The sequence below is a fragment of the Aeromicrobium sp. JJY06 genome, from assembly GCF_044069275.1.
GTDB classification, from domain to species: Bacteria; Actinomycetota; Actinomycetes; order Propionibacteriales; family Nocardioidaceae; genus Aeromicrobium; species Aeromicrobium tamlense.
The window spans coordinates 316575-342212 of sequence record NZ_JBIMRD010000001.1 but is presented as its reverse complement, the minus strand read 5'-3'; the positions used below and the strand labels follow the sequence as shown (position 1 = coordinate 342212).

Here is a 25638-nt window from a genome sequence, read left to right as displayed (position 1 = left end):
ATGGGGCAGAAGCCTTGAAACTTATGGGGTTTGTGTGACTCATGTGACTGGATGTGCGACCAAAAGTTACGCAAGTCACCATTTCGACGAATTCGATTGCAGATCGCGTCATGGCGGCCCTAATCTGGCGTCACTCTCTTGAAGTCAATACCTACTTACTTAGGTCGGGATGCTGCCCCGGCCTTCGCGAAGGAGAAGATATGAGCGTTCCGAAGCCGCTCGTCCGGACCCGGCTGTTGATGGCCCGGTCCGTGATGCACTCCACCCGCGTGAGCCTGGGCGCCAAGCGCACCATGGCCGACTCGATGGCCGGAGCTGCCCGCGCCCCCGAGGGCGCGATCTACGACTTCGACGTGATCGCCGGACTGCCCGTGCAGTTCGTCACCGTCGAGAACACCGGCCCGGCCACCGGCCGCGCCACGATGATCTACCTGCACGGCGGCGGCCACGTCGTCGGCAGCTCGCGCGCCTACCGCGCCTTCGCCGCCCATGTCGCGATGCACGCGGGCATGGACGTCCTGCTGCCCGAGTACCCGCTGGCCCCCGAGAGCCCCTACCCGGCGGCGCTCGACTCCCTGATCGCGCTGTACCGCGCGCTCCCGTCCTACGGCGTCGACCCGAGCACCGTGGTGCTGGCCGGCGACGACGCCGGTGCCGGCCTCGCCCTGTCGATGGCACTGGAGATCCGCGACCTCGGCCTGCCGATGCCGGCCGCGATCGGCATGATCAGCCCCTGGCTCGACCTCAACGCCGACATCGAGCGGGCCCGCCCCTCGGCCTCGGACCCGTGGTTCACCCCCGCGCTGGCCACCCGCTGGGCGCGCACCTACCTCGGCGGCGCCGACCCGCTCGACCCGAGCGTCTCGCCGCTGCACGGCGACTTCGACGGCCTCCCGCCGATCGTGGTCCACTACAGCGGCCTCGACCCGCTCCGCACCGACGCCGAGGCGTTCCTGCAGAAGGTGACGCTGCGCACCGAGAGCCCCCGCGTCATCGCCCGCGAGTACCCCGACATGTGGCAGTCGTTCCACCTCCAGGCCGGACGCCTCGAGGCGGCCGACCAGGCCACCGAGGAGTTCGGCAAGGCGATGGCCTCGCTCGTCGAGGCCCCGCGCGGTCACGGCGACGTCGTGCCGATCAACCGCCCGGTCGCCGGACTGGGCGGTCGCCGGCTGCGACTGGTCAAGCCAGCTGCTGCCGCAGGAACTCCATCTGTATGAGCTCGAGGTTCTCGGCGACCTCCTCCTGAGGCGTCATGTGCGTGACCCCCGACAGCGGCAGGACCGTGTGGGGGCGTCCCGCCGCCAGGAGTGCCGAGGAGAGCCGCAGCGTGTGCGCGGCGACCACGTTGTCGTCCGCGAGCCCGTGGATGAGCATGAGCGGTCGCTCGAGCCTCGGGGCCAGCGGCAGCAGTGAGTTGGCGTCGTAGACCTCGGGCACCTCGTCGGGGTGGCCGAGGTAGCGCTCGGTGTAGCAGGTGTCGTAGAGGCGCCACTCCGTGACGGGCGCTCCGGCGACGGCCGCGTGGAACACGTCGGGGCGCTGCAGCACCGCGAGCGCGGCGAGGTAGCCGCCGTACGACCAGCCCGTGATGCCGACGCGGCCGGTGTCGACGTCGTCGGGATAGCGCTCGGCGATCGCGGCGACCGTGTCGACCTGGTCCTGCAGCGTGACCTCGGCGAACCGGTGGTGGATCGCGCGGTCCCACTCCGAGCCACGACCGGGCGTGCCGCGGCCGTCGGACACGACGACGCAGAAGCCCTGGTCGGCCATCCACTGCGACTTGAGGAACATCCGGCCCGATGCCAGCACGCGCTGGGCGCCCGGGCCGCCGTACGGGTCGAGCAGCAGCGGGAGCCGCGTCGAGCCGGGCACGTGGTCACGCGGGAAGAGCACCGCGGCACGCAGCTCGCGCTCGCCCAGGCGCACCAGCTCGACGGACGGTGAGATCGGCGCGGGCTCGGACAGCACGCGGAGCGAGCCGGTGGCATTGCCGCGGCGGACCGTGAACGTGCTGGCGGTGGAGTCGAGGTCCGTGCGGACGACGACGGTGGTGCCGCCGCCGACCACCGCGCCGTGGACGGCTGCGCCCTCGGTGAGGACCTCGGCGTTGCGGCCGGCGGCGAACCGCACGAGGTGGACCTCGGTGGGCTCGTCGGACGCGGTGGCGAGCACGCCGTCCTCGTCGACCTCGACGATCGAGCGCACCTGCCAGGCGTCGCCGCTGACGGGGGTGCCGTCCACGCACACGCGACGGCGGCTGTCGACGTCCTCGACCGTGACGAGGCGGCCCTGCGGGTCGCGGCGCGGACCGGCCGACAGCTCGACCCACGCGTCGTCGGAGAGCTCGCGCAGGGTGCGGGTGGCGCCGGTGGCCGGGTCGGCCTCGAGCACGAGGCTGCGGTGCTGGTCGCGGCTGAGCACCTGCAGGAGCGGGTCCGAGCCCTCCGACCAGTCGACCCGGGCGAGGTACTCGAAGGCGTCGTGGTCCCACGCGATCTCGACCGGCTCGCCGCCCTCGAGCGGCACGTGCCACAGCGTGACCACGCTGTTCGCGGTGCCCGCGGCCGGGTAGCGCTGCTCGACCGCGGGGCGGTCGGGGTGCGCGGGGTCGGCGACGTGCCACACCTCGACGTCGACGTCGTCGTAGCGCTCGACCAGCAGCGAGCGGCCGTCCGGCGCCCACCAGAAGCCGCGGTGGCGGTCCATCTCCTCGGCGGCGGTGAACTCGGCACGGCCCCACACCCGGGTGGGCGTGTCGGGCGTGACCAGCGCGCGGTCCTCGCGGCCGGCCACGTCGACCACGCGCAGCTCGCCGGCGGAGTTCGCGTAGGCGACGTGGCGGCCGGTGGGATCGAGTCGCGGGTCGATCACGGCGCCCTCGGCGGGCAGCTCGCGCACGGCGTCGGCGCCCAGGTGCACGGCGAAGAGGCGTCCCGAGAGCGCGAAGCAGGCCCAGCGGCCGGTCTGGTCGACGTCGTAGGACACGAGGCCGCCGGCGCCCTCGCGGCTGCGCTCGCGGCGCGCGCGCTCCTCGGGTGAGAGGTCCTCGTCGGCCCCGCCGAGCACGGCGACCGGGTCGACCAGCAGCGACTCCTCGCCCGTGGCGACGTCGTACTCCCACAGCCCGCCCGAGCGGGAGACGCCGTTGGCGGTGCGGATGAAGCGCACCGTGCCGCCGTCGGGGGAGACGGTCAGGTTGCGGGGGACGCCGAGCGTGAAGCGCAGGGTGCGTGCGGCCAGCCGGGGGTAGGACTCCGTCATGCCCCCATCCTGTCAGGGCGGTCTGTCACCGTCGGCCCCTACATTGGGACCCATGTCCGACCGCCGACTGCTCCTCGTGCACGCCCACCCCGACGACGAGTCGATCCAATCGGGACTCACCATGGCGAAGTACGTCGCCGAGGGGGCTCAGGTCACGCTCGTCAACTGCACGCTGGGCGAGCACGGAGAGGTGCTGGTCCCCGAGCTGGCACACCTCGCGGCCGAGCACGAGGACCGCCTCGGCCCCCAGCGGCTCACCGAGCTCACCGACGCGATGGCCCACCTGGGCGTCACCGACTTCCGCCGGCTCGGCGGCGACGGCGCCTACCGCGACTCCGGCATGGTCTGGGACGAGAACGGCAACGCCGCCGCGATGGACGAGATCGACCCGCGGGCGTTCTGGCGGGCCGACCTGCTCGAGGCCGCGAACCACCTCGTCGCGATCATCCGCGAGGTCCGCCCGCAGGTGCTCGTGACCTACGACGAGTTCGGCAACTACGGCCACCCCGACCACATCCAGGCCCACCGGGTCTCGACCTACGCGGCCGCGCTGGCCGCCGTCGAGTCGCACCGGCGCGACCTCGGTCCCGCGTGGGACGTGCCGAAGATCTACTGGACCGCCGAGTCCGCCTCGCGGCTGCGCGAGGGCGCGGCGATGATGGCCGAGGCCGGCCAGGAGATGCCGTTCCAGTTCGACCTCGAGAACCTGCCGCCGATGTTCTCCGAGGACGAGGACCTCAGCACGGCCGTCTCGTCGACGCCCGAGCACGTGCAGGCCAAGCTCGACGCGATGCGCGCCCACGCCACCCAGATCACCCCCGACGGCGAGTTCTTCGCGATGGGGATGGACCTCGCGGCGATCACGTGGGGCACCGAGTACTACCGCCTCGCGAAGGGTCGGCGCGGACCCGTGGGGGAGTCCGGCTTCGAGGACGACCTGTTCGCCGGCCTGCGCTGAGTCGGGCTGCTTGGGCCGGAGCCCGTAGGCTTGACGGGTGGAGAAGTCCGTCGATCAAGCCGCATTCCGGGGTGCGCTGTCGCGATTCGCCAGTGGCGTGACCGTCGTGTCCACCCAGCACGAGGGTGTCGACCACGCGATGACCGCGAGTGCGTTCACCTCCGTCTCGCTCATCCCGCCGCTCGTGCTGGTGTGCTCCAACAAGGGCAGCCGCTTCCACGACGCCGTGCGTGAGTCGCGCCGCTGGGGCGTGTCGATCCTGTCCGAGCACGGCCGCCAGGCCTCCGCCTGGTTCGCCCACCGCGGGCGCCCGCTCGACACCCAGTTCGCCGACATCCCGCACCACCGCAGCCCCGGCGGGCTCGCGCTGCTCGACGACGCGCTGTCCTGGCTCGAGTGCGAGACCGAGGCCGAGCACGACGGCGGCGACCACCTGATCCTCGTCGGCCGGGTGACCTGGGCGCAGTACCAGGACGAGACCGACGACCCGCTGCTCTACTACCGCTCGCACTACGGCACGATCATTCGCCAGCCCGAGTCCGAGAAGACGGCCTACCGAGGGGGCGCATGAGCCGCCGTCGCCTGCTGATCGTCGCGGGCGCCGTCGTGTCCGTGATCGCCCTCGCCTACGTCGCCGGGTACGTCCTCACCGGCCAGCGACTGCCGGCCGACACGTCGATCGCCGGCGTCGACGTCGGCGGCCAGAGCCCCGACGAGGCCGAGGAGACCCTCGAGCAGGGACTCGCGGAGCGCTCGAAGGAGCCGATCCGGGCCACGTTCGACGACCGCGACTTCGAGATCGAGCCCACCCAGGCCGGCCTCGCGGTCGACGTGGCCGCCAGCGTGCGCGCCGCGGGCGGCCGCTCCTGGGACCCGCGCGACATGGTCGCCCTGGTCGCGGGCGGCTCCGACCACGACCCCGTGCTCGACGTGGACGAGACGAAGCTGGCCGCGGCGGTGGCCTCGGTCGCCGAGACCGTGGACCAGCCCGTCGTCGAGGCGCAGATCACCTTCCCCGACGCGAAGCCGAAGGCGCGCGCGCCGAAGGCCGGCAACGAGGTCCCGCAGGACGAGTTCGCCGAGGCGATCCAGGACGCGTGGCTCACGCAGGACGAGCCCGTCGAGGTCCCGGTCGAGGCCGTGGCGCCCGCCGTCGACCGCGCCGGCCTGCGTCAGGCCATCCGCGACATCGCCCGGCCCGCCGTGGCGGCGCCGGTCAAGCTCCAGGTCGGCGACGCGACCATCGACCTGCCCGTCACCGCGTACGCACCGGCCCTCGCGGTGGTCGTCAAGGACGGCGCGATGACCCCGGTCATCGACGCGAAGGACCTCGCGAAGCCGCTCACCAGCTCCACCACCGGCATCGGTCGCAGCGCCGTCGACGCCTCGTTCCGCTTCGAGGGCGGGAAGGCGTTCGTCGTGCCCGGCAAGGCGGGTGTGGGCCTCGACCCCAAGACGATGGCCACGCAGCTGGTGCCGGTGCTGACGAAGACGGGCGACGCCCGCTCGATCACCGTCGAGGCCAGCGCGGTGCAGCCCGAGTTCACCACCGAGGACGCGAAGGCGCTCGGCATCAAGGAGCGCATCAGCTCCTTCACCACCGAGTACCCCCACGCCGACTACCGCAACACCAACCAGGCCGAGGCCGCCCGCCGCATCGACGGCGTCGTCCTCGAGCCCGGCGAGACGTTCAGCTTCAACGACATCGTGGGGGAGCGGACCGCGGCGAACGGCTTCGTGTCGGGCTTCGTCATCAACGGCGGCGTGTTCCGCGAGGAGCTCGGCGGCGGCGTCTCGCAGGTGGCCACCACCGCGTACAACGCGGCGTTCTTCGGCGGCCTCGACGACGTCGAGCACCACCCGCACGCGTTCTACATCGACCGCTACCCGGTGGGCCGCGAGGCGACGATCTACTACGGCAGCCTCGACCTGCGCTTCCGCAACCCCTACAAGACGGGCGTCGTCATCCATGCCTGGGTCGACAAGAGCGCGCCCGGCACGGTGGGCCGCATGAACGTCGAGATGTACGGCACGAAGGTCTACGACGTGAAGTCGCGCTCGAGCGACCGCTACAACTTCCGCAACCCGGGCACGCAGTACGACGACACCGACCGCTGCGTCTCGCAGGCGCCGGTCACGGGCTTCGACATCGACATCCACCGCGACTTCTACCAGGGCGGCAAGCGGGTCAAGACCGAGAAGGACACGGCCTACTACCAGGCCGCCGACCGCGTCATCTGCGGCAAGAAGCCCGAGAAGGACGACTGAAGGCTCGCCGCGCCCGTTCCACAAGTTGCACGGTTCGCTCGGAGGCTCAGGGGGCGGTGAGGTACCGGTACGCGTGGTGCGTGCGGAAGCCGAAGGGCGCGTAGAGAGCGATCGCCGGGTGGTTGTCGCGCATCGTCTGCAGGTAGGCCTTGTCGGCGCCGTGCGCCGCGGCCCAGGCCAGTGAGGTCTCGACGATCCGCCGGGCCAGCCCCTGACGGCGGTGCGCGGGATCGACCTCGACCGCCGCGAGTCCCGCCCACTCGCCAGTCACCACGATGCGCCCGATCGCGGCGTCGCCGATCGACACGAAGCCCACGGTCGCCGGGCCCTCGAGCACCGCGCGCGCGGTGGAGGCGTCGCGCACGCGTCCGTAGTGCCGCAGCCAGCCGTCGGTCGCGTGGTCGGCGACGATCGCCTCGGGATCGGCGGCAGGCACATCGCGCAGGTCGGCGACCTGCACGATCGCGCCCGGCGGCTGGTCGGTGACGCCGACCCAGCCGGCCTCGACGAACCGCTGGTGCCACGCCGAGTCCTCGACGATCTGGACGAGCGGACGCAGGTCGCGGGCGCGGTAGAAGTCGACGACCGCGCCGAACGGGTCGTCGGTGCCCGGGTCGCCGTGCACGGCCGCGGAGTTCGCGCGGCCGGTGAATCCGCTCGCCGCCCGCAGCTCCCACGCGCCCAGCGGCACCGACTCGGTGGCCGGCCAGCCGCGCGACGTGACGCGGGTCAGGTCCTCGGACGAGATCGCGCCGGCCGCGCGCGTGCGGACGGGCCGGTCGGGCACGACGCGCATCGCCAGCACGGTGCCCGCGGGCACGAACGCGAGCTCGCCATCGCGCCGCTCGATGCGCAGCCCGTCGGGCTCCGCGCTCAGCACGCGGCCCACGACGTCGCGCGCGCCGTCGCCGCTGCGATGGCGCACGGAGACGCGACGACCGACCAGATCCACGGCGACACGATCTCATGAGGCGAACCCGGCCAGCGAAGCCCGGGTCCCCCGGGAGATACTGGGGACCGACCCCGAAGGAGCAAGCCCGTGACGTATGTGATCGCCCAGCCGTGTGTCGACATCAAGGACCGTGCCTGTGTGGACGAGTGTCCGGTCGACTGCATCTACGAGGGCAACCGCATGCTCTACATCCACCCGGACGAGTGCGTGGACTGCGGCGCCTGCGAGCCGGTCTGCCCGGTCGAGGCGATCTTCTACGAGGACGACACCCCGGACGAGTGGAAGGACTACTACGACGCGAACGTCCACTTCTTCGACGACCTCGGCTCGCCCGGTGGTGCCGCGAAGATGGGCGTGATCGACGCCGACCACCCGTTCGTCAAGGCCCTGCCTCCCCAGAACCAGGAGTGACGGGCGATGGCCGAGGCCCGGGTGTCGGGACGCTTCCCCGACTTCCCGTGGGACACGATCGCCGCCGCCAAGGCACGGGCCGCCGAGCATCCTGACGGCCTCGTCGACCTGTCGATCGGCACGCCGGTCGATCCCACGCCCGAGGTCGCGCGCCAGGCGCTGATCGCCGCGGCCGACTCGCCCGGGTACCCCACGGTCCTCGGCCCCGAGTCGTTGCGGCAGGCCGTCGTCGACTGGCTCGAGCGCCGCTTCTCCATCACCGGCGTCGGCACCGACAACGTGCTGGCCACGATCGGCAGCAAGGAGCTCATCGCCAACCTGTGCGTGCAGCTCGGCCTCGGCCCCGGCGACGTCGTCGGCCTGCCCGAGACGGCCTACCCGACCTACGCCGTGAGCGCGGCCTACGCGGGGGCCACGGCGATCGCCACGGACTCGCGCGTGGCGTTCGGCCCCCAGCGTCCGAAGCTCGTGTTCATCAACTTCCCGGCCAACCCGCACGGCCGCGTCGTCGGCCGCGAGCACCTCAAGGCGTGGGTCGACTTCTGCCGCGAGTCGGGCGCGCTGCTCGTCAGCGACGAGTGCTACCTCGAGTTCGTCTGGGAGGGCGAGCCCGTCTCGGTGCTCGACCCCGAGGTCAACGGCGGCTCGCTCGACGGCATCCTCGCGCTGCACTCGCTGTCGAAGCGCTCCAACATGGCGGGCTACCGCGACGCGTTCCTCGTGGGCGACCGCTCGGTCGTCGCCGAGCTGCTCGCGGTCCGCAAGCACCTGGGCTTCATGGTGCCCACGCCCGTCGCCGCCGCGATGGAGGCCGCCCTGGCCGACGACACGCACGTCGACGAGCAGCGCGAGCGCTACCTCGCGCGGCGGGCCACACTGCGCACGGCGCTGGAGCAGGCGGGCTTCCGCATCGACCACTCGCAGGGCTCGCTGTACCTGTGGGCCACGCGCGGGGAGCCGTGCCGCGACACCGTCGAGTGGCTGGCCGACCGCGGCATCCTCGTTGCTCCGGGCGACTTCTACGGCGCCACCGGCTCGCACCACGTCCGGTTCGCGGTCACGGCCACCGACGAGCGCATCGCCGCCGCTGCCAAGCGCCTCTCGTCCTGAGCGCTGCCTGATCAGCCGGGCAGCTCGACGGCCTCGAGGGCCATCAGCACGCTGCCCACGCACGACGGGCGGTCGTCCAGCTCGGACCCGGTGACCCGCACCTCCCGGGCCACGGGCGTCAGCGCGTGACGGCGCATCGACGCGCGCACCTCGTCGAGCAGCAGGTCGCCCGCCGCGGCGAGGTCGCCGCCGATCACGACGACCTCGGGGCCGAGCAGGTTCGCGACGGCCGCGACGGCCTCGCCCAGGTGGCGTCCGGCGTCCTCGATGAGACGTCGGGCGCCCTGGTCGCCGCGCAGCGCGCGCTCGACGAAGCCTTGCACGTCCAGCTCGCCGCCCGTGGGCGCGTACTGGGCGATGAGGGCGGCGCCACCGACGTAGGCCTCGAGACAGCCGCGGCTGCCGCAGCGGCACAGGGGACCCGACTCGTCCATCGTGAGGTGGCCGAGCTCGCCGGCGGTGCCCAGGCCGCCGTGGTGGACGCGGCCGTCGAGCACGAGTCCGCAGCCGACGCCCGAGGCGATCTTGATGTAGACGAGGTCCTGGTGGCCGCGGCCCGCGCCGCGCATCCACTCGGCCAGCGCGCTGAGGTTGGCGTCGTTGTCCACCACCGTGGTGCGCTCGAAGACCTTCTCGGCCGCGGAGCGGGCGTCGACGCCCACCCAGCCGGGCAGGATCGAGCCGGAGTCGATGATGCCGTCGCGTCCGATCGGGGCGGGGATCGCCATGCCGATGGCGCGCAGGCCGTCGTGGTCGAGGTCCCCGGCCTCCAGCAGCTCGTCCACCATCGAGCGCGCGAGGTCGAGCGCCTCGTCGCTGGGGGCGTCGGGCGCGAGCGGGACGACGCGCGAGTCGCGGATGTCGCCGGCGAGGTCGGCCAGCGCGACCTGCAGGTGCGAGTGACCGAAGTCGACACCGGCCACGACGCCGGCCTCGGGGGAGACGGTGACGGTGGCGCCGCGGCGTCCCGCCCCGGCCTCGGAGTGCAGGAAGCCCGCCGTGACCAGCTCGCGGATGATGCCCGAGACGGTCGCGGGGGCCAGCTGCGTGCGGCGCGCGATCTGTGCCTGGCTGAGCCCGCCGGCCTCGCGGACGACCCGGACCACGCGACTCTGGTTGGAGACGCGCAGGGCAGCGGTCGAACCCGGGCTGGAGGACATGGCGTCCACTGTGACTCACGTCGCAGTTGTCGTCAAGTGTTGAAGGCAAACACGGGCTCTACTGTTGCGTAACAAGATTTGCGTTCATTACTTGACGCTTTTCTTGTGACGTAGTTCACTGGTCATGCTCCACGCCGACGTGGGGACGACATTTCTTGGAGGAACTGTGAACACCATCTCCCGCGTCGCCATGCTCACGGCGACCCTGACGATCGGCCTCGGCGGCCTGGCCGCGTGCGGCTCCAACGACGACGGCGACAGTGGCTCGGACGAGGGCAAGACCATCGCCCTGCTGCTCCCGGAGACCAAGACCACCCGCTACGAGAGCTTCGACAAGCCGCTCTTCGAGGCCAAGGTCAAGGAGCTGTGCGACAGCTGCAAGGTCGACTACCTCAACGCCGACCAGGATGCCTCGAAGCAGCAGCAGCAGGCCCAGTCGGCCATCACGAACGGCGCCTCCGTCCTCGTGCTCGACCCGGTCGACGGCAAGGCCGCCACCACCATCGTGAAGTCGGCGCAGAGCTCCGACGTGCCGGTCGTGGCGTACGACCGCTTCATCGAGGGCGCGGACTACTACATCTCGTTCGACAACGAGCGCGTCGGCCAGATGCAGGGCGAGGCCCTCGTCGAGGCCACGGGCGACAAGGGCGACATCCTCATGCTCAACGGCTCGCCGACGGACCCGAACGCCGCGCAGTTCAAGAAGGGCGCGCACTCGGTCCTCGATGCGAGCGGCCTGAACATCGTGGCCGAGTACGACAACCCGGACTGGAGCCCCGACAACGCGCAGAAGTTCACCAGCTCGCAGTTCAACAAGGTCGATCCCGGTGACCTCGCCGGCGTCTACGCCGCCAACGACGGCCAGGCCGGCGGCGTCTTCGCCGCGTTCAAGGCCGCCGGCGCCGCGGACGTCCCGCCGATCACCGGCCAGGACGCCGAGCTCGCCGCGATCCAGCGCATCGTGGCCGGTCAGCAGTTCATGACCGTCTACAAGCCGATCAAGGCCGAGGCCGAGCAGGCGGCCGAGCTGGCCGTCGACCTCGCCAATGGCGAGGACATCAGCGGCACCGAGGACTTCCAGGGCGTGCCCTCGTTCATCCTGGACCCGATCTCGGTGAAGCAGGACAACGTGGGTGACACGGTCGTGAAGGACGAGTTCTACACTGTCGACCAGATCTGCACCGCCGAGTACGCCGACGCCTGCCAGAAGGCCGGCCTGTCCTGAGTGGCACACGGTGGGGCCGGCCGCCGCCGGCCCCACCGTGCTTCCCTTTTCTCCCGTCGCTCGACCCCAGGAACACTCATGACCACACCCGTGCTGTCCATGCGCGGCATCGGCAAGCGATTCGGTGCCGTCCAGGCGCTCACCGACGTCGACTTCGACGTCCGACCCGGCGAGGTGGTCGCCCTCGTCGGTGACAACGGCGCCGGCAAGTCGACCCTCGTCAAGATCATCTCGGGCGTCTACGGCTCCGACTCCGGAACGATCGAGGTGGAGGGCCGCGAGGTCCACATCCACGGCCCGAAGTCCGCCCAGGCGCTCGGCATCGCCACCGTCTTCCAGGACCTCGCGCTCGCCGACAACCTCGACGTCGTCGCGAACCTCTTCCTCGGCCAGGAGGCCACCGCCGGCGGCGTCCTCGACGAGGAGACGATGGAGTCGCGCAGCTGGGAACTGCTGCGCCAGCTCTCCGCCAAGATCCCGTCGGTGCGCATCCCGATCGCCGCCCTCTCCGGCGGCCAGCGCCAGACCGTGGCCATCGCCCGCAGCCTCGTGGGCGAGCCGAAGATCGTGATGCTCGACGAGCCCACCGCGGCCCTCGGCGTCGCGCAGACCGCGGAGGTGCTCAACCTCATCGAGCGGCTGCGCGAGTCGGGCCTGGGCGTCGTCGTCATCTCGCACAACATGGCCGACGTGCAGGCCGTCGCCGACCGGATCTACGTGCTGCGGCTCGGCCGCAACGCGGCGGAGTTCCACATCGACGACGTCACCACCGACCAGCTGGTGGCCGCGATCACCGGCGCCTCGGACAACGTGGTGGCGGCTCGCCGCGCCCGCGCCGAGGGCGCCGACGTGGCCCCCAACCCGCAGGCCGACCTGTTGGTCGAGGACGAGGAGGGGAAAGCATGAGCACCTTCGCGGACCGCTCGGACGAGCGCCTCGTCCAGGACTCCTCGCCCAAGGCCCTGCTGGGCAACCTGAAGCGGCGGCTGCGCTCGGGTGACCTCGGGATGATCCCCGTGGTCGTGGGCCTGGTCGTCATCTGGATCGTGTTCTACGCGATGAACCCGCGGTTCCTCTCGTCGCGCAACCTCGTCGAGCTGAGCCTGGACTCCGCCACGATCGGCATGATCTCCGTCGGCATCGTGCTGGTGCTGCTGCTGGGCGAGATCGACCTGTCGGTGGGCTCGGTCTCGGGCCTGTCGGGCTCGATCCTGGCGGTCCTGCTCGTCTACCAGGGCTGGCCGCTGCTGGGCTCGATCCTGGCCGCGCTGTGCGCCGGCCTGCTGATCGGCGTGTTCTACGGCGTCCTCTACACGCGCTTCGGCGTGCCGAGCTTCGTCATCACCCTGGCCGGCCTGCTGGCCTTCCTCGGCGCGCAACTGCAGGTGCTCGGGTCGAACGGCACGGTCAACCTGCCGGGCGAGTCGGCGCTGATCGACTTCGCGAACTTCACGTTCCTGCCCCCGTGGCTGTCGTACGTGCTCGCGGCGGCGGTGGGCGTGGCCTACCTGCTGGCGCGGCTGCGCACCCTGCGTCGCCGTTCCGCGGCGAACCTGTCGACGCCGAGCGTGCAGTCGGTGCTCGTGCGCGCGGTGCTCATCACGGCCGCCATCGCCGGCGTGGCCTGGTACCTCAACATCGACCGCGGCATCGGTGCGATGCCGCTGCTGTGGGTCGGCGTCATCATCGGGATGGACTTCCTGCTGCGCCGCACGACGTGGGGCCGGCACGTGTTCTCCGTCGGCGGCAACGAGGAGGCCTCGCGGCGCGCCGGCATCGGCGTGGACCGGGTCTACATCTCGGTGTTCGCGCTGTGCTCGATGTTCGCGGCGCTCGGCGGCGTGCTGGCGGCCGGCCGTCTCCAGGCGGTGAGCCAGACCTCGGGCGGCACGGACACGAACCTCATGGCGATCGCCGCGGCGGTCATCGGCGGCACCAGCCTCTTCGGCGGGCGTGGCTCGGTGTACTCGGCGCTGTTCGGCATGCTCGTGCTGCAGTCCATCACCAGCGGCCTCAACCTGGTCGGCGTCGACGCCTACGTGCGGTACATGGTCACCGGCGCGGTCCTGCTGCTGGCGGTCACGATCGACTCGCTGTCCCGCCAGGCGCGCAAGAGCAGCGGCAGCGGCTGAGCCGTCCCCTGGTCGCCCTCGCCCCGTCCCCCCGGCGAGTGGCGCAGAGACGCCCGCCACTCGCCGAGTGGCGGGCGTTTCCGCGCCAGTCGGCACCCCGGCTTGCGCCAGTCGCGGACCAAGGTCGGACGGACGTTAGGGTCGAGTCATGCGAACCGAGACCGACATCGTCGTCGATCACCTGTCCAAGCAGTTCGGTTCCGTCAAGGCCGTCGATGACCTGAGCTTCACCGTCCGCCCCGGCGCGGTGACCGGATTCCTCGGCCCGAACGGTGCCGGCAAGACCACCACGCTGCGGATGCTGCTGGGCCTCGTGCGTCCCACCGGGGGCCACGCGCTCATCGGCGGGAAGCGCTACGAGGACCTCGTGCGCCCCGGCTCCACGGTCGGCGCCGCGCTGGAGGCCTCGAGCTTCCACCCCGGCCGCACCGGCCTCGACCACCTCCGCGTCTTCGCGCCCCAGGTCGGCGCCACCGACGCCCGCTGCCACGAGCTGCTCGAGCTGGTCGGCATGACCGACGCGGCCAAGCGCCGGGTCGGCGGCTACTCGATGGGCATGCGCCAGCGCCTCGGCCTGGCCTACGCGCTGCTCGGCGACCCCGAGGTGATCCTGCTCGACGAGCCCGCCAACGGCCTCGACCCGCAGGGGATCGTGTGGCTGCGTCACCTGCTGCGCGCGTTCGCCGACGAGGGACGCACGGTGCTGGTCTCGAGCCACGTGCTCAGCGAGGTCCAGCACACGGTGGACGACGTCGTGATCATCGCCGGAGGCCGCCTCGTGCACGCCTCGCCGCTGCAGGGCCTGCACGCGCTGGTCGAGTCGCGGGTGCGGCTCGCCGGCCCCACGCCCGACAAGATCGTCGCGCTGGCGTCCGAGAAGGGCTGGCGCACCGAGCCCGTCGCGGGCGGCGTCGACATCATCGACGTCCCGGCGGCCGAGGTCGGCTCCGCCGCCTTCGCCTCAGGTATCGAGGTGCACCAGCTGGCCGACGTGGGCGTCGGCCTTGAGGACGTCTTCCTGCGCCTGACCTCCAGTCCCGACGCCCCGGCGTCGCGAGGCGGTGTTGCGGCATGAGCGAGCGCCAGCGAGTGAACCAGGAGAATCTCATGTCGGTGCCGACGTACCGTGCTCTTTCGACGGAGGTGGCGGCATGAGCGCTGCAGTGAAGGCAGAGCTGCGCAAGCTCTTCAGCACGCGTCTGTGGTGGCTGCTGGCCCTTGTGCTCGTGGCATACCTCGTGTTCATCGGCGCCGTGATGGCGTTCTCGTTCACCGTCGACACGGGGACCGACATGACCGGCGGCGGCCCGCTGGCCGAGGGGGAGGAGCTGGCGAAGCAGATCTACTCGCTGACCAGCCCGATCGGCTACGTCTTCCCGCTCATCATCGGCAGCCTGCTGTTCACGGGCGAGTTCCGGCACAAGACGATCACCGCGTCGCTGCTGGCGCAGCCGAACCGGTCGATCCTCATGGCGGCCAAGCTCGTGGCGGGCATCGCCGTGGGCGTCGTCTACGGCGTGATCGGCACGGCCTCGACGGTCCTGGGCGCCGCGCCGATCCTGGCGTGGCGCGGCGACGGCGCCTACCTCGGCTCGAGCGCGGTGCTCGAGCTGCTGGGCATGTCGGTCCTCGTCATGACGATCTGGGCCCTGCTGGGCACCGCGATCGGCAGCGTCCTGACCAACCAGGTCGCGGCGATCATCGTGATCCTGGCGTTCACGCAGTTCGTCGAGCCGATCGCCCGCGTGGCGCTCGGCGCATGGGACGCGACGTCCGAGGTCGCCAAGTTCATGCCCGGCGCGGCCGCGGACGCCGTGATGGGCTCGAGCTTCTTCGCCTCCGACGCGAGCGCCGACCTGCTCTCGCGCGGTGCCGGCGCCGCCGTGCTGCTGGCCTACGTGCTGGTCTTCGTGCTGATCGGCCGTCTCGTCACGCTGCGTCGCGACATCGGCTGACGGCCCCTCGCCCCGCCCCTCCACTTCTGGAACGGGATGAACGCCTTCTCGCGCTGAGAGGGTGCATCTCGTTCCAGAAGTGGGAGGGGGCGGGGCGTTCGCGTTCTCGGGTTCAGCGCCGCACGAAGCGGACCTCGGTGCGGCTGGCGTCCTCGGTGGGGCTCCAGCCGGGCTCGTCCTGGTCGGCCTCCCAGCGCATGTCGTCGAAGGTGACCTCGGCGATGCGGAACTCGGTGGAGTTCGCCACGAGGAACTGCGCGAGCGCCCAGCCGCGGGCGTCGACGTCGTCCCCGGTCAGCGCGATCGCGCTCTGGCCCGAGGACGGGTCGGTGTCCACGCGGACCCGGCCGAACGCCTCGTCGAGGTACTCCTCGAGATCGGACGAGACCGAGCCGGCCTTCGGGTCGGTGGCGCACGAGAACGCGGCGGGGGAGTAGCCGCGCAGCGACGAGGCCAGCACGCGCGCGTCGGCCTCGTGGTCGGCGTACGCCTCGGGAAAGCCCGAGCGCTGCACGGCCTGCGCAGCGTCGGTGATCTCCATCGACTCGTAGCCGTCGATCCTCACCAGACCGTCGTAGAACTTCCCGATCGAGTACGACGGGTCGAGGATCTGCTCGACCGAGCCCCAGCCCTGCGACGGGCGCTGCTGGAACAGTCCGACGGAGTCACGGTCGCCGTAGTCGATGTTGCGGATCTTCGACTCCTGGTAGGCGGTCGCGATCGCGATCGTCGTGGCGCGCGGCGGCAGTCCACGCTCCTGGGCCTTCGCCGCGATGAGCGCCGACCACTTCGCCTGCTCGAGGTCGACCTCCGCCGTGCGGTCGCCCACCGTGGCCACGCAGTAGTCGCGCGCCTGCGCCTCGGTCTCGTAGATCTTGAAGACGACGAGCACGAGCGCCACCGTCGCAACGACGGTGGCGACGATCCAGCGCATCAGTTGGCGTGCAGGTCGGCGTTCAGCTCGACGCCGGTGCGGCCGCCGCGGGGGCGCGCCTCGATGGCACCGGTCTGGCTGTTCGTGAGGAAGAGGATGCCGTCGGAGCCCGACAGCTCGGCGGCCTTGACGACCGCGCCGTCGGGCAGCGTGACCTTGGTGCCCGCGGTGACGTACGTGCCCGCGGCCACGACGCAGTCGTCGCCGAGCGAGATGCCGATGCCGGCGTTGGCGCCGATCAGGCAGCCCTCGCCCACGCGGATGACCTCTTTGCCGCCACCGGACAGTGTGCCCATGATCGAGGCGCCGCCGCCGACGTCGGAGCCGTTGCCCACGACGACGCCGGCCGAGATGCGGCCCTCGACCATCGCGTGGCCGAGCGTGCCGGCGTTGAAGTTCACGAAGCCCTCGTGCATGACCGTGGTGCCCTCGGCGAGGTGGGCGCCGAGGCGCACGCGGTCGGCGTCGCCGATGCGCACGCCTGAGGGGACGACGTAGTCGGTCATGCGCGGGAACTTGTCGATGCTGGTGACCGCGACGGCGAGGCCGGCGGCGCGGGCGCGGGCGCGCACGTCCTCGAAGCCCTCGACGGGGCACGGGCCGATCGATGTCCACACGACGTTGCTGAGCAGGCCGAAGACGCCGTCGAGGCTCTGTCCGTGGGGCTGGACGAGGCGGTGCGAGAGCAGGTGCAGGCGCAGGTAGACGTCGTACGCGTCGGTGGGCGCGGCGTCCAGGTCGGCGATCTCGGTGTGGACCACGCGGGTCTCGACCCCTCGCACGGCGTCGTGGCGCGACGCGGCCACGAGCTCGGCGGGCTCGACGGTGCTCTCCGGCGCCGGACCGAGGGCCGGGGCGGGGTACCAGACGTCCAGGACGGTGCCTTCGGGCGTGACGGTGGCCAGGCCCCAGGCGTGGGCGGATCGAGGGGAGTCGCTCATGCCCCCAAGGCTATCGAGGGGTCACACCCCGCCGGCGAACCCGTGCTGGCGCCAGGCCTCGTAGACCGCGATGGACGCGCAGTTCGCGAGGTTCATCGACCGGCGCGACGGCTGCATCGGCAGTCGGAGGCGGTCGGTGATGCGCGCGTCGGCCATGACCTCCTCGGGCAGACCGGTGGGCTCGGGGCCGAAGAGCAGCACGTCGCCCGGCTCGTAGGCGACGTCGCTGTACCGCGTGGTGGCCGCGGTCGTGTACGCGAAGACACGCGCCGGCAGCAGGGCGTCGTAGGCCTCGTCGAGCGTGCGGTGCACCGTGACGACGGCGAGATCGTGGTAGTCCAGGCCTGCCCGGCGCAGCTTCGCGTCCTCGAAGTCGAACAGCGGATCCACCAGGTGCAGGTGCGATCCCGTGGCGGCGGCCAGGCGGATGGCGTTGCCGGTGTTCCCGGCGATGCGCGGCTCGAAGAACAGGATCCGGAACACGCCCCCACAGTAGGCGCTAACACCTTTTCGGCTTCGCCGACGCCAGTTCTTGGAGTGTGAGACGTGGTCGGAGGGGTTCGTGGGACCTGCCTACGGTCGTCGTCGCCCCTCCCACAAGGACCGGGGCGCCCCGCACCGGAAAGGAACCACCGTGTCCGACAACTCCCCCCTCATCGAGGCACCCAAGCGCCGCGGCCCCGCGATCGCGCTGGCTGTCGTCGTGATCGCCGTCGTGGCGGCCCTCATCGCCTTCGCCCTCACCCGGGGTGGCGACAGCGCCGGCGGCGACCTGACGAAGGTCAAGCTCGGCACCGTGGGCGCCAGCGACCCCTACTGGAAGACGCTCCAGGACGAGGCCGAGAAGGAGGGCATCGATCTCGAGGTCGTCGACTTCGCCGACTACGCGCAGCCCAACCCGGCGCTCACCGAGGGCGAGATCGACATCAACCAGTTCCAGCACATCGTCTACCTGGCGGACTACAACGTCTCGAACAAGCAGGACCTCGTGCCCGTCGGCGCCACCGCGATCTACCCGCTGGGCCTGTACTCGCAGAAGGTCGACTCGGTCGAGGAGCTCAAGCAGGGCGACACCGTGGTCGTGCCCGACGACGACAGCAACCAGGCCCGTGGCCTGCTGATCCTGCAGTCGGCCGGCCTGATCAAGCTCAAGGACGGCGGCTCGATCTTCTCGACCCTCGCCGACATCGACAAGGACGCGTCGAAGGTCAAGGTCAAGGCGATCAAGGCCGACCTGACGCCCACCTCGCTGCCCGACGTCGACGCCGCGATCGTCAACAACGACTTCGTCGAGAAGGCCGGCCTGAAGTTCTCCGACGCGATCGCGCAGGACGACCCCTCCGACCCGAACGCGCTGCCTTACGTCAACATCTTCGCCGTCCGCGCCGAGGACAAGGACAACAAGACGTACCAGAAGCTGATCGAGATCTACCAGAACAGCAAGCCCGTCCTCGACGGCGTGCAGGAGGTCTCGGGCAACACGGCGCAGCTGCTGAAGACGCCGGCGGCCGACCTGCAGGCGTCGCTCGCCGACGTCGAGGCGGACACCGCCGCGCAGGGCTGACATGGCACTGGTCGAGCTGCGCGACGTCCACAAGACGTTCGCGCCCACGAAGCGGGGAGCCGCCCCCGTCGAGGCGATCCGCGGGGTCGACCTCGACGTGGAGGCCGGTGAGATCCACGCGATCGTCGGCTACTCCGGTGCGGGCAAGTCCACCCTGGTGCGACTCGTCAACGCGTTGGAGCAGCCGACCTCAGGCAGCGTCACGGTGGACGGGACGCGGCTCGACCAGCTGCGCGAGCGTGACCTGCGGCGCGTCCGCCAGGGCATCGGGATGATCTTCCAGCAGTTCAACCTCATGCGGTCGCGCACCGTGTGGGGGAACCTGGAGTTCCCGCTGCGCCTGGCGGGCGTCGACCAGGCCGAGCGCCAGCGCCGGATCTCCGAGCTGCTGCACTTCGTCGGTCTCGCCGACAAGGCGCACGCGTATCCCGAGCAGCTCTCGGGCGGGCAGAAGCAGCGCGTGGGCATCGCCCGGGCGCTCGCGACGAACCCGTCGATCCTGCTGGCGGACGAGTCCACCAGCGCCCTGGATCCCGACACCACGCGTGAGGTGCTCGGGCTGCTCCGCAAGGTCAACGAGGAGCTGGGCATCACGATCATCGTCATCACGCACGAGATGGACGTGGTCCGCACGCTCGCCCACAAGGTGAGCGTCATGGAGCACGGCCGGATCGTCGAGAGCGGACGCGTGGCCGAGATCTTCGCCCGCCCGCGCGAGAACGTGACGCGGCGCTTCGTCGGCACGCTGGTCGAGGAGGTCCCGCAGGGGCCCGAGCTCGCGGCGCTGCGCGAGCGCTTCGGCGGGCGTCTCGTCGTCGTCGACGTCGAGGGCCGCACGAGCCAGTCCGACGTCTTCGCGGCGCTCGTCGCACGGGGACTGAAGGTGGAGATCGTGCAGGGCGGCGTGAACCGCGTCGGCGGCTCGGTCTTCGGGCACGTCACGCTGTCGGTGCACGGTGACGGCGTCGACGAGGCGGTGGCCCAGGTGGGTCGCCTCGAGGGCGTGGAGGTGCTCGCATGATCGCCCGGGACACCAACCTCCCCGAGCTGTGGCCGCTGATCGGCACGGCCACGTGGGAGACGTTCTACATGGTCGCGATCACCGTCGCGATCGGTGGCTTCCTGGGCCTCGTCGTGGGCCTGGCGCTCTACGCCACGCGCGCCGGCGGCCTGTTCGCGAACCGCGTCGCCTTCACGGTGCTCAACGTGGTGGTGAACTTCTTCCGCCCGATCCCGTTCGTGATCTTCATCGCGGCGGTGCAGCCGTTCGCGCGGCTCGTCGTGGGCATCGGCATCGGCAACCGGGCGATCATCTTCGCGATGACCCTCGCGGCGATGTTCGGCATCGCGCGCATCGTCGAGCAGAACCTCGTGACCGTCGAGCCCGGCGTGATCGAGGCGGCTCGCTCGATGGGCGCCAGCCGGTTGCGAATCCTCGCGACCGTCGTGGTCCCCGAGGCCCTCGGTCCGCTGATCCTGGGCTACACGTTCGCGTTCGTCGCGATCGTCGACATGAGCGCGATCGCGGGCGTCATCGGCGCCGGCGGCCTGGGCGCCTTCGCCCAGCAGTACGGCTACCGCCAGTTCGACACCGTCGTCACGTGGACGGTCGTGCTGATCATCGTGGCCTTCGTCCAGGTGGGCCAGTTCTTCGGCAACACCCTGGCCCGCAAGGTCCTGCGCCGCTGATCCACGCCTCCGGCGCGCCAGATGTGTAGCGCTGTCCACCCTTTTTCCCTGGTCGAGCCGGAAAAAGGGTGGATGCCGCCACACATCTCGCGCGCCCGGGGGCGTGGGCACGAGAGGGTGGAGTGGTGACCGCGCTTCCCCCCGGTGCCCTGACCGACCCTGCGGCCCTCGCGGCCGCGACCTCCGACCGCAGCGGACGTCCGGGGGCCGAGCCCCTCGCGGTCGTGCGCGCCGTCGACGTCGACCACGTCGTGGAGGTGCTGCGCTGGGCCACGTCCACGCGGACGCCGGTGGTGACCCGGGGCGGCGGCTCCGGCCTCGCCGGGGGAGCGGTCGCGACGCAGGGCGCCGTGGTCCTCGACGTCGCGGGCCTGGACCGGATCGTCTCGCTGGACCCGGTGGACGAGATCGCCGTGGTGGAGCCGGGCGTGATCACCGCCGACCTCGACGCCGCCGCGCGCGAGCACGGCCTGTTCTACGCCCCCGACCCCGCCAGCGCCCACCTCTCGACCATCGGCGGGAACATCGCGACCAACGCGGGCGGCATGCGCTGCGTGAAGTACGGGGTCACGCGCGACGCGGTGCTGGGGCTGGAGGTCGTGCTGGCCGACGGACGTCGGCTCGCCACCGGCCGCGGCACGCTGAAGGGCGTGACGGGCTACGACCTGACCTCGCTGCTCGTCGGCTCCGAGGGCACGCTCGGCGTCATCGTCGGCGCCACGCTGCGGCTGCGTCCCGTGCCGGTCGCGGAGGCCACGGTGGCGGCCAGCTTCGCCGACGTGGAGTCCGCGGCTGCGGCGACCTCGGCCCTGGCCGCGGCCCGACTCGTGCCCTCGGTGCTCGAGCTGCTCGACGCCTGCACCCTGGCGACGATCGACGCGGCGCAGGGCACCTCCCTGAGCGCGCGCGGGGGAGCGCTCGTGCTCGCCCGCACGGACGGCCCCGATGCGGCTTCCCAGGCCTCGGCCGTCGCCGCGGTGCTCGGAGCGACCGCCACGTGGATCGAGCACACCGAGGACGCCGCTCGCGCGGACGAGCTGCTCGCGGCACGGCGGCTGGCGCTGCCCTCGATCGAGCGCTTCGGCCGCGCCCTGATCGAGGACGTCTGCGTGCCGCGCTCCAGGCTCGCGGAGGCCGTGCGCGGCATCGAGGCGATCAGCGCGGAGACCGGCGTCACCGTGCACACGTTCGCCCACGCCGGCGACGGGAACCTGCACCCGATCGTCTCGTGGGACCCGAGACTCGGCGACGAGGTGCCCGAGGACGTCCAGCTGGCCGCCGACCGCATCTTCGACCTCGCGCTGGAGCTCGGCGGCACGCTCACCGGCGAGCACGGCGTGGGCCTGCTCAAGCGCGAGCACGCCCGCCGCGAGCTCGGCGAGACGGGTCTCGACGTCCACCGCGCGATCAAGCACGCCCTCGACCCCTTGGGCCTGCTCAACCCGGGCAAGGCCTTCTGACCCTCGTGCACGCCTCCGGCGCGCGAGATGTGTAGCGCTGCCCACCCTTTTCGCAGCGGATCCGCGGGAAAACGGTGGATGCCGCTACACATCTGGCGTGCCGGGGGGGGGGGGGGGGGCACGGCTGTTCGGCTGCGGCTGTCACGCGAACGGCCGCATGGTGAGACGGCTGGAAAGTGTCCGAGGCGCGTGGCTGACTGGGAGCTCGAGCCCACGAGCACACGCCTGGAGGTGACCGTCATGACCGAGCCGATTGCGAGGCCCGTCTCGCAGCTGCGAGCCGGCGACCTGATCGCGCCCGACGACGAGGGGACCGTCTACGTCGTGTGTGCGGTCTCGCAGCCCGTCGGCACCAGCCGCAGGGCCGAGCTCGTCGACGCCCGCACGGGTGAGGCCGGGCGCTGCGTCCGGCTCCAGCTGCACGACGCCGTGCTCACCGTCCCGGGACGCGCCCAGTGGGTGGTCGTCGCGGGCGGCGAGGCCTCCGAGTCGCTGCTCGTCGGAGCCGACTTCCACGCCGGCGACGAGCGTCACCACCTCACCACGTGGGACGTGGAGATCGACCTGCTCGGTCGTCCCGGCTGGGAGCAGCTGCGCCGAGGACCCCGGCTGGAGGCCGCGCGCGCCGCGTGATCAGAGGAAGTCGCGCGGGTCGAACTCGTCGATCGGGATGACCTTGATGCGCGGCAGTGCCACGGTGAACGCGTCGACGTCGTGCTCGAGGTCGTAGCACTCCAGCCCGCGGGGCACGAGCGCGCTGAAGCGGGAGTTGCGGAATTCGTCGAAGCCCAGCACGGCCACGCGGCGCGAGCCGCTGACGAGCGCCTCGACCTGCGGGACGAAGTCGCCGTCGTTGCTCGCGAGCATGACGTCGGCGTCGCGCCGGGCGATCTCCTCCAGCGTGCGCTGGATGGCCAGGTCGACGACCTTCTGGTCGGGCGTGCCCGACAGCGGCACCGGACGGTAGCCGATCGACGTCAGCGCCTGCACGAACGGCATCGGCAGGTCGGTGTCGACCGCGAGGAAGAACAGGCCCTGGACGGGCTGGCTCCAGAGGTCCTCGGCGAACCGGAGCAGCCGGTCCCACCGCGGGCGCTCCTGCGGTTGGGGACGGCGGCCGAGGATCGACATGCCGAGGGTGGCGTCGATGTTCTCGCCGTCCACCAGCAGGTAGGTCTGGGAGCCCGAGTCGCTGTTCACGCTCCGAACCCTACGCGGCCGCGGGCGGTCGGTCCTGCGCGCGGCCCCCCACTTCTGGAACGGGATGAACGCTTTCGATCGCGGGGAACGTGCAACCCGTTCCAGAAGTGGAGAGGGGCGGCGAGCGTCGGAGGCCGCGGACACGACGACGCCCCCGGGACCGAGGTCCCGGGGGCGTCGTGCGGAGGTGGATCAGACCAGGTCGAACCGGTCGAGGTCCATGACCTTCGTCCACGCGGCGACGAAGTCCCGGACGAACTTCTCCTGCGCGTCGGAGCTGCCGTAGACCTCGGCCAGCGCGCGCAGCTCGGAGTTCGAGCCGAACGCCAGGTCGGCGCGGGTGCCGGTCCAGCGGCCGTCCTTCGACGCGAAGCGCGTGCTCGACGGGTCCGTGGCGGTCCACTGCGTGTCGATGTCGAGCAGGTTGACGAAGAAGTCGTTCGTCAGCGTGCCGACGCGATCGGTGAGGACGCCCAGATCGGAGCCGTCGTAGTTGGCGCCCAGCACGCGCAGGCCGCCGACGAGGACGGTCGTCTCCGGAGCGGTCAGCGTGAGCAGGTTGGCGCGGTCGATGAGCTCGTACTCGGCCGGCATGCCGCCCTTGCCCTCGTAGTTGCGGAAGCCGTCGTGGCGCGGCTCGAGGTGGCCGAACGACTCGACGTCCGTCTCCTCGAGGCTGGCGTCGACGCGGCCCACCGTGACGGGAACCGTGATCTCGACGCCACCGTCACGCGCGGCCTTCTCCACCGCGGCCGCACCGGCGATCGCGATGACGTCGGCCAGCGAGACCGCCTTGTCGTAGGCGTCCGCGACGCCCTGCAGGACATTGAGGACCTTCGCCAGCTGCGCGGGGTTGTTGACCACCCAGCCGTTCTGCGGCGCGAGACGGATGCGGGCGCCGTTCAGGCCGCCGCGCTTGTCGCTGCCGCGGAAGGACGACGCAGCGGCCCACGCCGTGGAGACGAGCTCGGAGACGGTCAGGCCGGTCTCGAGGACCTTCGCCTTGAGCGCGGTGACGTCGGCGTCGCCGATGACCTCGCCCTCCCACGCCGGCAGCGGGTCCTGCCAGAGCAGGTCCTCCTGCGGGACCTCGGCGCCGAGGTAGCGCGCCTTCGGGCCCATGTCGCGGTGCGTCAGCTTGAACCAGGCACGGGCGAACGCGTCGGTGAACGCCTGCGGGTCGTTCTTGAAGCGCAGCGAGATCTCGCGGTAGGCGGGATCCTCGCGCAGCGCGATGTCCGACGTGAGCATGCGCGGCTCGCGGGCTCCGGAGCCGTGGGCCTCGGGGACCATGTCCGCGCCGCCGCCGTTGACCGGACGCCACTGGTGCGCGCCGGCGGGCGAGGTGAACAGCTCCCACTCGTACGCGAACAGGATGTGGAAGAACTCGTTGTCCCAGCGCGTCGGGTGGTAGGTCCAGGTGACCTCGAGGCCCGACGTGATGGTGTCGGCGCCGTGGCCGGTGCCGTGGTTGTTCTTCCAGCCCAGGCCGAGCTGCTCGATGGGAGCGCCCTCGGGCTCGGGCTCGAGGTTGTCGGCGTCGGCCGCACCGTGCGTCTTGCCGAAGGTGTGGCCACCGGCGATGAGCGCGACGGTCTCCTCGTCGTTCATGGCCATGCGGCCGAACGTCTCGCGGATGTCGCGGGCGGAGGCCAGCGGGTCGGGGTGACCGCCGGGACCCTCGGGGTTGACGTAGATCAGGCCCATCTGCACGGCGGCGAGGGGAGCCTCGAGCTCACGGTCGCCGGAGTAGCGGTGCTCGTCGCCCAGCCACTCGGTCTCGGCGCCCCAGTACACGTCGGCGTCGGCCTCCCACACGTCCTCGCGGCCACCGGCGAAGCCGTAGGTCGGGAAGCCCATGGTCTCCAGCGAGACGTTGCCGGCGAGGATCATCAGGTCGGCCCAGCTGATCTTCTGGCCGTACTTCTGCTTGACGGGCCACAGCAGCCGGCGGGCCTTGTCGAGGTTGACGTTGTCCGGCCACGAGTTCAGGGGAGCGAAGCGCTGCTGGCCGGCGCCCGCGCCGCCGCGACCGTCGGTCACGCGGTAGGTGCCGGCGCTGTGCCACGCCATGCGGATCATGAGCGGGCCGTAGTTGCCGAAGTCGGCGGGCCACCAGTCCTTGGAGTCGGTCAGGACGGCCGCGATGTCGGCCTTGACCGCGGCGAGGTCGAGCGAGCTGAACTCCGCGCGGTAGTCGAAGTCGTCGTCCATCGGGTTCCGGACTGGCGCGTTCTTGGCCAGGATGCCGAGGTTGAGGCGCTCGGGCCACCACTTGCGGTTCGCGTCACCGGCCACCGGCTTCGGCAGCTGGTTGTGCACGACGGGGCACTTGCCCTTCGCCTCGTCCGGGTCGTTGACCTCGGCGAGGATCGCGTCGTCGTGGTTCTTGTCAGACATGCTGGTCCTTTCGGG

At 71.4% G+C, this 25638-nt stretch carries 24 protein-coding genes; 16 read left to right on the top strand and 8 right to left on the bottom strand.

Translation table 11 applies throughout. The features are described 5' to 3' along the window. The first annotated feature begins 200 nt into the window (after positions 1–200). Positions 201–1220, top strand: a complete 1020-nt coding sequence (locus ACGWYL_RS01725; protein ID WP_395486259.1) for an alpha/beta hydrolase — start codon at positions 201–203, stop codon at positions 1218–1220. On the opposite strand, the gene ACGWYL_RS01720 is transcribed toward ACGWYL_RS01725, so the two are convergent. Next, positions 1183–3264, bottom strand: coding sequence for a prolyl oligopeptidase family serine peptidase (locus ACGWYL_RS01720; protein ID WP_395486258.1), 2082 nt, complete (start codon positions 3262–3264; stop codon positions 1183–1185). The two genes, ACGWYL_RS01725 and ACGWYL_RS01720, sit on opposite strands and share 38 nt — an antisense overlap. A gap of 52 nt (positions 3265–3316) precedes the next feature. Here ACGWYL_RS01720 and mshB point away from each other — a divergent pair, with 52 nt between their 5' ends. Genes mshB through ACGWYL_RS01705 form a run of 3 tightly spaced genes read left to right on the top strand, consistent with a single transcriptional unit; the run spans position 3317 to position 6490 of the window. Next, a complete protein-coding gene (gene mshB / locus ACGWYL_RS01715; protein ID WP_179423369.1) occupies positions 3317–4222 on the top strand; it encodes an N-acetyl-1-D-myo-inositol-2-amino-2-deoxy-alpha-D-glucopyranoside deacetylase in 906 nt (301 codons plus the stop codon). Positions 4223–4259: 37 nt separating this feature from the next. Further along, on the top strand, positions 4260–4793 hold the full coding sequence (locus tag ACGWYL_RS01710; RefSeq protein ID WP_179423371.1) for a flavin reductase family protein: 534 nt from the start codon (positions 4260–4262) through the stop codon (positions 4791–4793). Then, positions 4790–6490 carry a VanW family protein gene (locus ACGWYL_RS01705; RefSeq protein WP_395486257.1) on the top strand — a complete coding sequence of 567 codons (1701 nt, stop codon included), beginning with the start codon at positions 4790–4792 and terminating at the stop codon, positions 6488–6490. The genes ACGWYL_RS01710 and ACGWYL_RS01705 overlap by 4 nt, the downstream gene beginning before the upstream one ends. Positions 6491–6536: 46 nt before the next feature. Here the strand turns inward: ACGWYL_RS01705 and ACGWYL_RS01700 are convergent, their stop codons facing one another. Continuing rightward, positions 6537–7442, bottom strand: a complete 906-nt coding sequence (locus ACGWYL_RS01700; RefSeq protein ID WP_179423375.1) for a GNAT family N-acetyltransferase — start codon at positions 7440–7442, stop codon at positions 6537–6539. Positions 7443–7529: 87 nt separating this feature from the next. Between ACGWYL_RS01700 and fdxA the strand changes: the two genes are divergently transcribed. Both fdxA and dapC read left to right on the top strand, forming a co-directional pair. Beyond that, complete coding sequence (gene fdxA, locus ACGWYL_RS01695) at positions 7530–7853, top strand: ferredoxin (RefSeq protein WP_179423377.1); 324 nt, start codon at positions 7530–7532, stop codon at positions 7851–7853. 6 nt (positions 7854–7859) lie between these two features. Then, positions 7860–8963, top strand: coding sequence for a succinyldiaminopimelate transaminase (dapC, locus tag ACGWYL_RS01690; protein ID WP_179423379.1), 1104 nt, complete (start codon positions 7860–7862; stop codon positions 8961–8963). Between the two features lie 11 nt (positions 8964–8974). On the opposite strand, the gene ACGWYL_RS01685 is transcribed toward dapC, so the two are convergent. Then, positions 8975–10123, bottom strand: a complete 1149-nt coding sequence (locus tag ACGWYL_RS01685) for an ROK family transcriptional regulator (RefSeq protein ID WP_269303213.1) — start codon at positions 10121–10123, stop codon at positions 8975–8977. 166 nt (positions 10124–10289) lie between these two features. Between ACGWYL_RS01685 and ACGWYL_RS01680 the strand changes: the two genes are divergently transcribed. The 5 genes from ACGWYL_RS01680 to ACGWYL_RS01660 all read left to right on the top strand — a co-directional run bounded on the left by ACGWYL_RS01680 (position 10290) and on the right by ACGWYL_RS01660 (position 15435). Further along, positions 10290–11348, top strand: a complete 1059-nt coding sequence (locus tag ACGWYL_RS01680) for a substrate-binding domain-containing protein (RefSeq protein ID WP_269303211.1) — start codon at positions 10290–10292, stop codon at positions 11346–11348. A 78-nt stretch (positions 11349–11426) separates the two neighbouring features. Then, complete coding sequence (locus ACGWYL_RS01675) at positions 11427–12254, top strand: ATP-binding cassette domain-containing protein (protein ID WP_395486256.1); 828 nt, start codon at positions 11427–11429, stop codon at positions 12252–12254. Beyond that, positions 12251–13480, top strand: coding sequence for a sugar ABC transporter permease (locus ACGWYL_RS01670; protein ID WP_269303209.1), 1230 nt, complete (start codon positions 12251–12253; stop codon positions 13478–13480). Before ACGWYL_RS01675 ends, ACGWYL_RS01670 begins: the two co-directional genes overlap by 4 nt. Positions 13481–13628: 148 nt before the next feature. Next, the gene (locus ACGWYL_RS01665) at positions 13629–14555 is read left to right on the top strand and encodes an ATP-binding cassette domain-containing protein (protein ID WP_269303207.1); all 927 of its coding nucleotides are present in this window, start codon (positions 13629–13631) and stop codon (positions 14553–14555) included. 76 nt (positions 14556–14631) lie between these two features. Next, positions 14632–15435 carry an ABC transporter permease subunit gene (locus ACGWYL_RS01660; RefSeq protein WP_395486255.1) on the top strand — a complete coding sequence of 268 codons (804 nt, stop codon included), beginning with the start codon at positions 14632–14634 and terminating at the stop codon, positions 15433–15435. A gap of 112 nt (positions 15436–15547) precedes the next feature. On the opposite strand, the gene ACGWYL_RS01655 is transcribed toward ACGWYL_RS01660, so the two are convergent. Genes ACGWYL_RS01655 through ACGWYL_RS01645 form a run of 3 tightly spaced genes read right to left on the bottom strand, consistent with a single transcriptional unit; the run spans position 15548 to position 17793 of the window. Continuing rightward, positions 15548–16369 carry a hypothetical protein gene (locus tag ACGWYL_RS01655; RefSeq protein WP_395486254.1) on the bottom strand — a complete coding sequence of 274 codons (822 nt, stop codon included), beginning with the start codon at positions 16367–16369 and terminating at the stop codon, positions 15548–15550. Further along, positions 16369–17310 (bottom strand): 2,3,4,5-tetrahydropyridine-2,6-dicarboxylate N-succinyltransferase, encoded by a 942-nt coding sequence (dapD, locus tag ACGWYL_RS01650; protein ID WP_395486253.1) that lies wholly within the window; start codon positions 17308–17310, stop codon positions 16369–16371. Before dapD ends, ACGWYL_RS01655 begins: the two co-directional genes overlap by 1 nt. Positions 17311–17331: 21 nt before the next feature. Further along, the gene (locus tag ACGWYL_RS01645) at positions 17332–17793 is read right to left on the bottom strand and encodes a tRNA (cytidine(34)-2'-O)-methyltransferase (protein ID WP_395486252.1); all 462 of its coding nucleotides are present in this window, start codon (positions 17791–17793) and stop codon (positions 17332–17334) included. Between the two features lie 151 nt (positions 17794–17944). Here ACGWYL_RS01645 and ACGWYL_RS01640 point away from each other — a divergent pair, with 151 nt between their 5' ends. The 5 genes from ACGWYL_RS01640 (at position 17945) to ACGWYL_RS01620 (ending at position 22656) form a co-directional block, all read left to right on the top strand. Continuing rightward, positions 17945–18874, top strand: coding sequence for a MetQ/NlpA family ABC transporter substrate-binding protein (locus ACGWYL_RS01640; protein WP_395486251.1), 930 nt, complete (start codon positions 17945–17947; stop codon positions 18872–18874). Between the two features lies 1 nt (position 18875). Beyond that, positions 18876–19895 carry a methionine ABC transporter ATP-binding protein gene (locus ACGWYL_RS01635; protein ID WP_395486250.1) on the top strand — a complete coding sequence of 340 codons (1020 nt, stop codon included), beginning with the start codon at positions 18876–18878 and terminating at the stop codon, positions 19893–19895. After that, the gene (locus tag ACGWYL_RS01630) at positions 19892–20563 is read left to right on the top strand and encodes a methionine ABC transporter permease (protein ID WP_179423401.1); all 672 of its coding nucleotides are present in this window, start codon (positions 19892–19894) and stop codon (positions 20561–20563) included. The genes ACGWYL_RS01635 and ACGWYL_RS01630 overlap by 4 nt, the downstream gene beginning before the upstream one ends. A gap of 125 nt (positions 20564–20688) precedes the next feature. Further along, positions 20689–22023, top strand: a complete 1335-nt coding sequence (locus ACGWYL_RS01625; RefSeq protein WP_395486249.1) for an FAD-binding oxidoreductase — start codon at positions 20689–20691, stop codon at positions 22021–22023. Between the two features lie 240 nt (positions 22024–22263). After that, complete coding sequence (locus ACGWYL_RS01620; protein WP_179423426.1) at positions 22264–22656, top strand: hypothetical protein; 393 nt, start codon at positions 22264–22266, stop codon at positions 22654–22656. Here ACGWYL_RS01620 and ACGWYL_RS01615 read toward each other — a convergent pair whose 3' ends face one another. Continuing rightward, positions 22657–23223: an NYN domain-containing protein gene (locus ACGWYL_RS01615; RefSeq protein WP_269303192.1), complete on the bottom strand. Its 567-nt coding sequence runs from the start codon at positions 23221–23223 to the stop codon at positions 22657–22659. 192 nt (positions 23224–23415) lie between these two features. Further along, complete coding sequence (gene katG, locus ACGWYL_RS01610) at positions 23416–25623, bottom strand: catalase/peroxidase HPI (RefSeq protein ID WP_395486248.1); 2208 nt, start codon at positions 25621–25623, stop codon at positions 23416–23418. Positions 25624–25638: the final 15 nt, after the last annotated feature.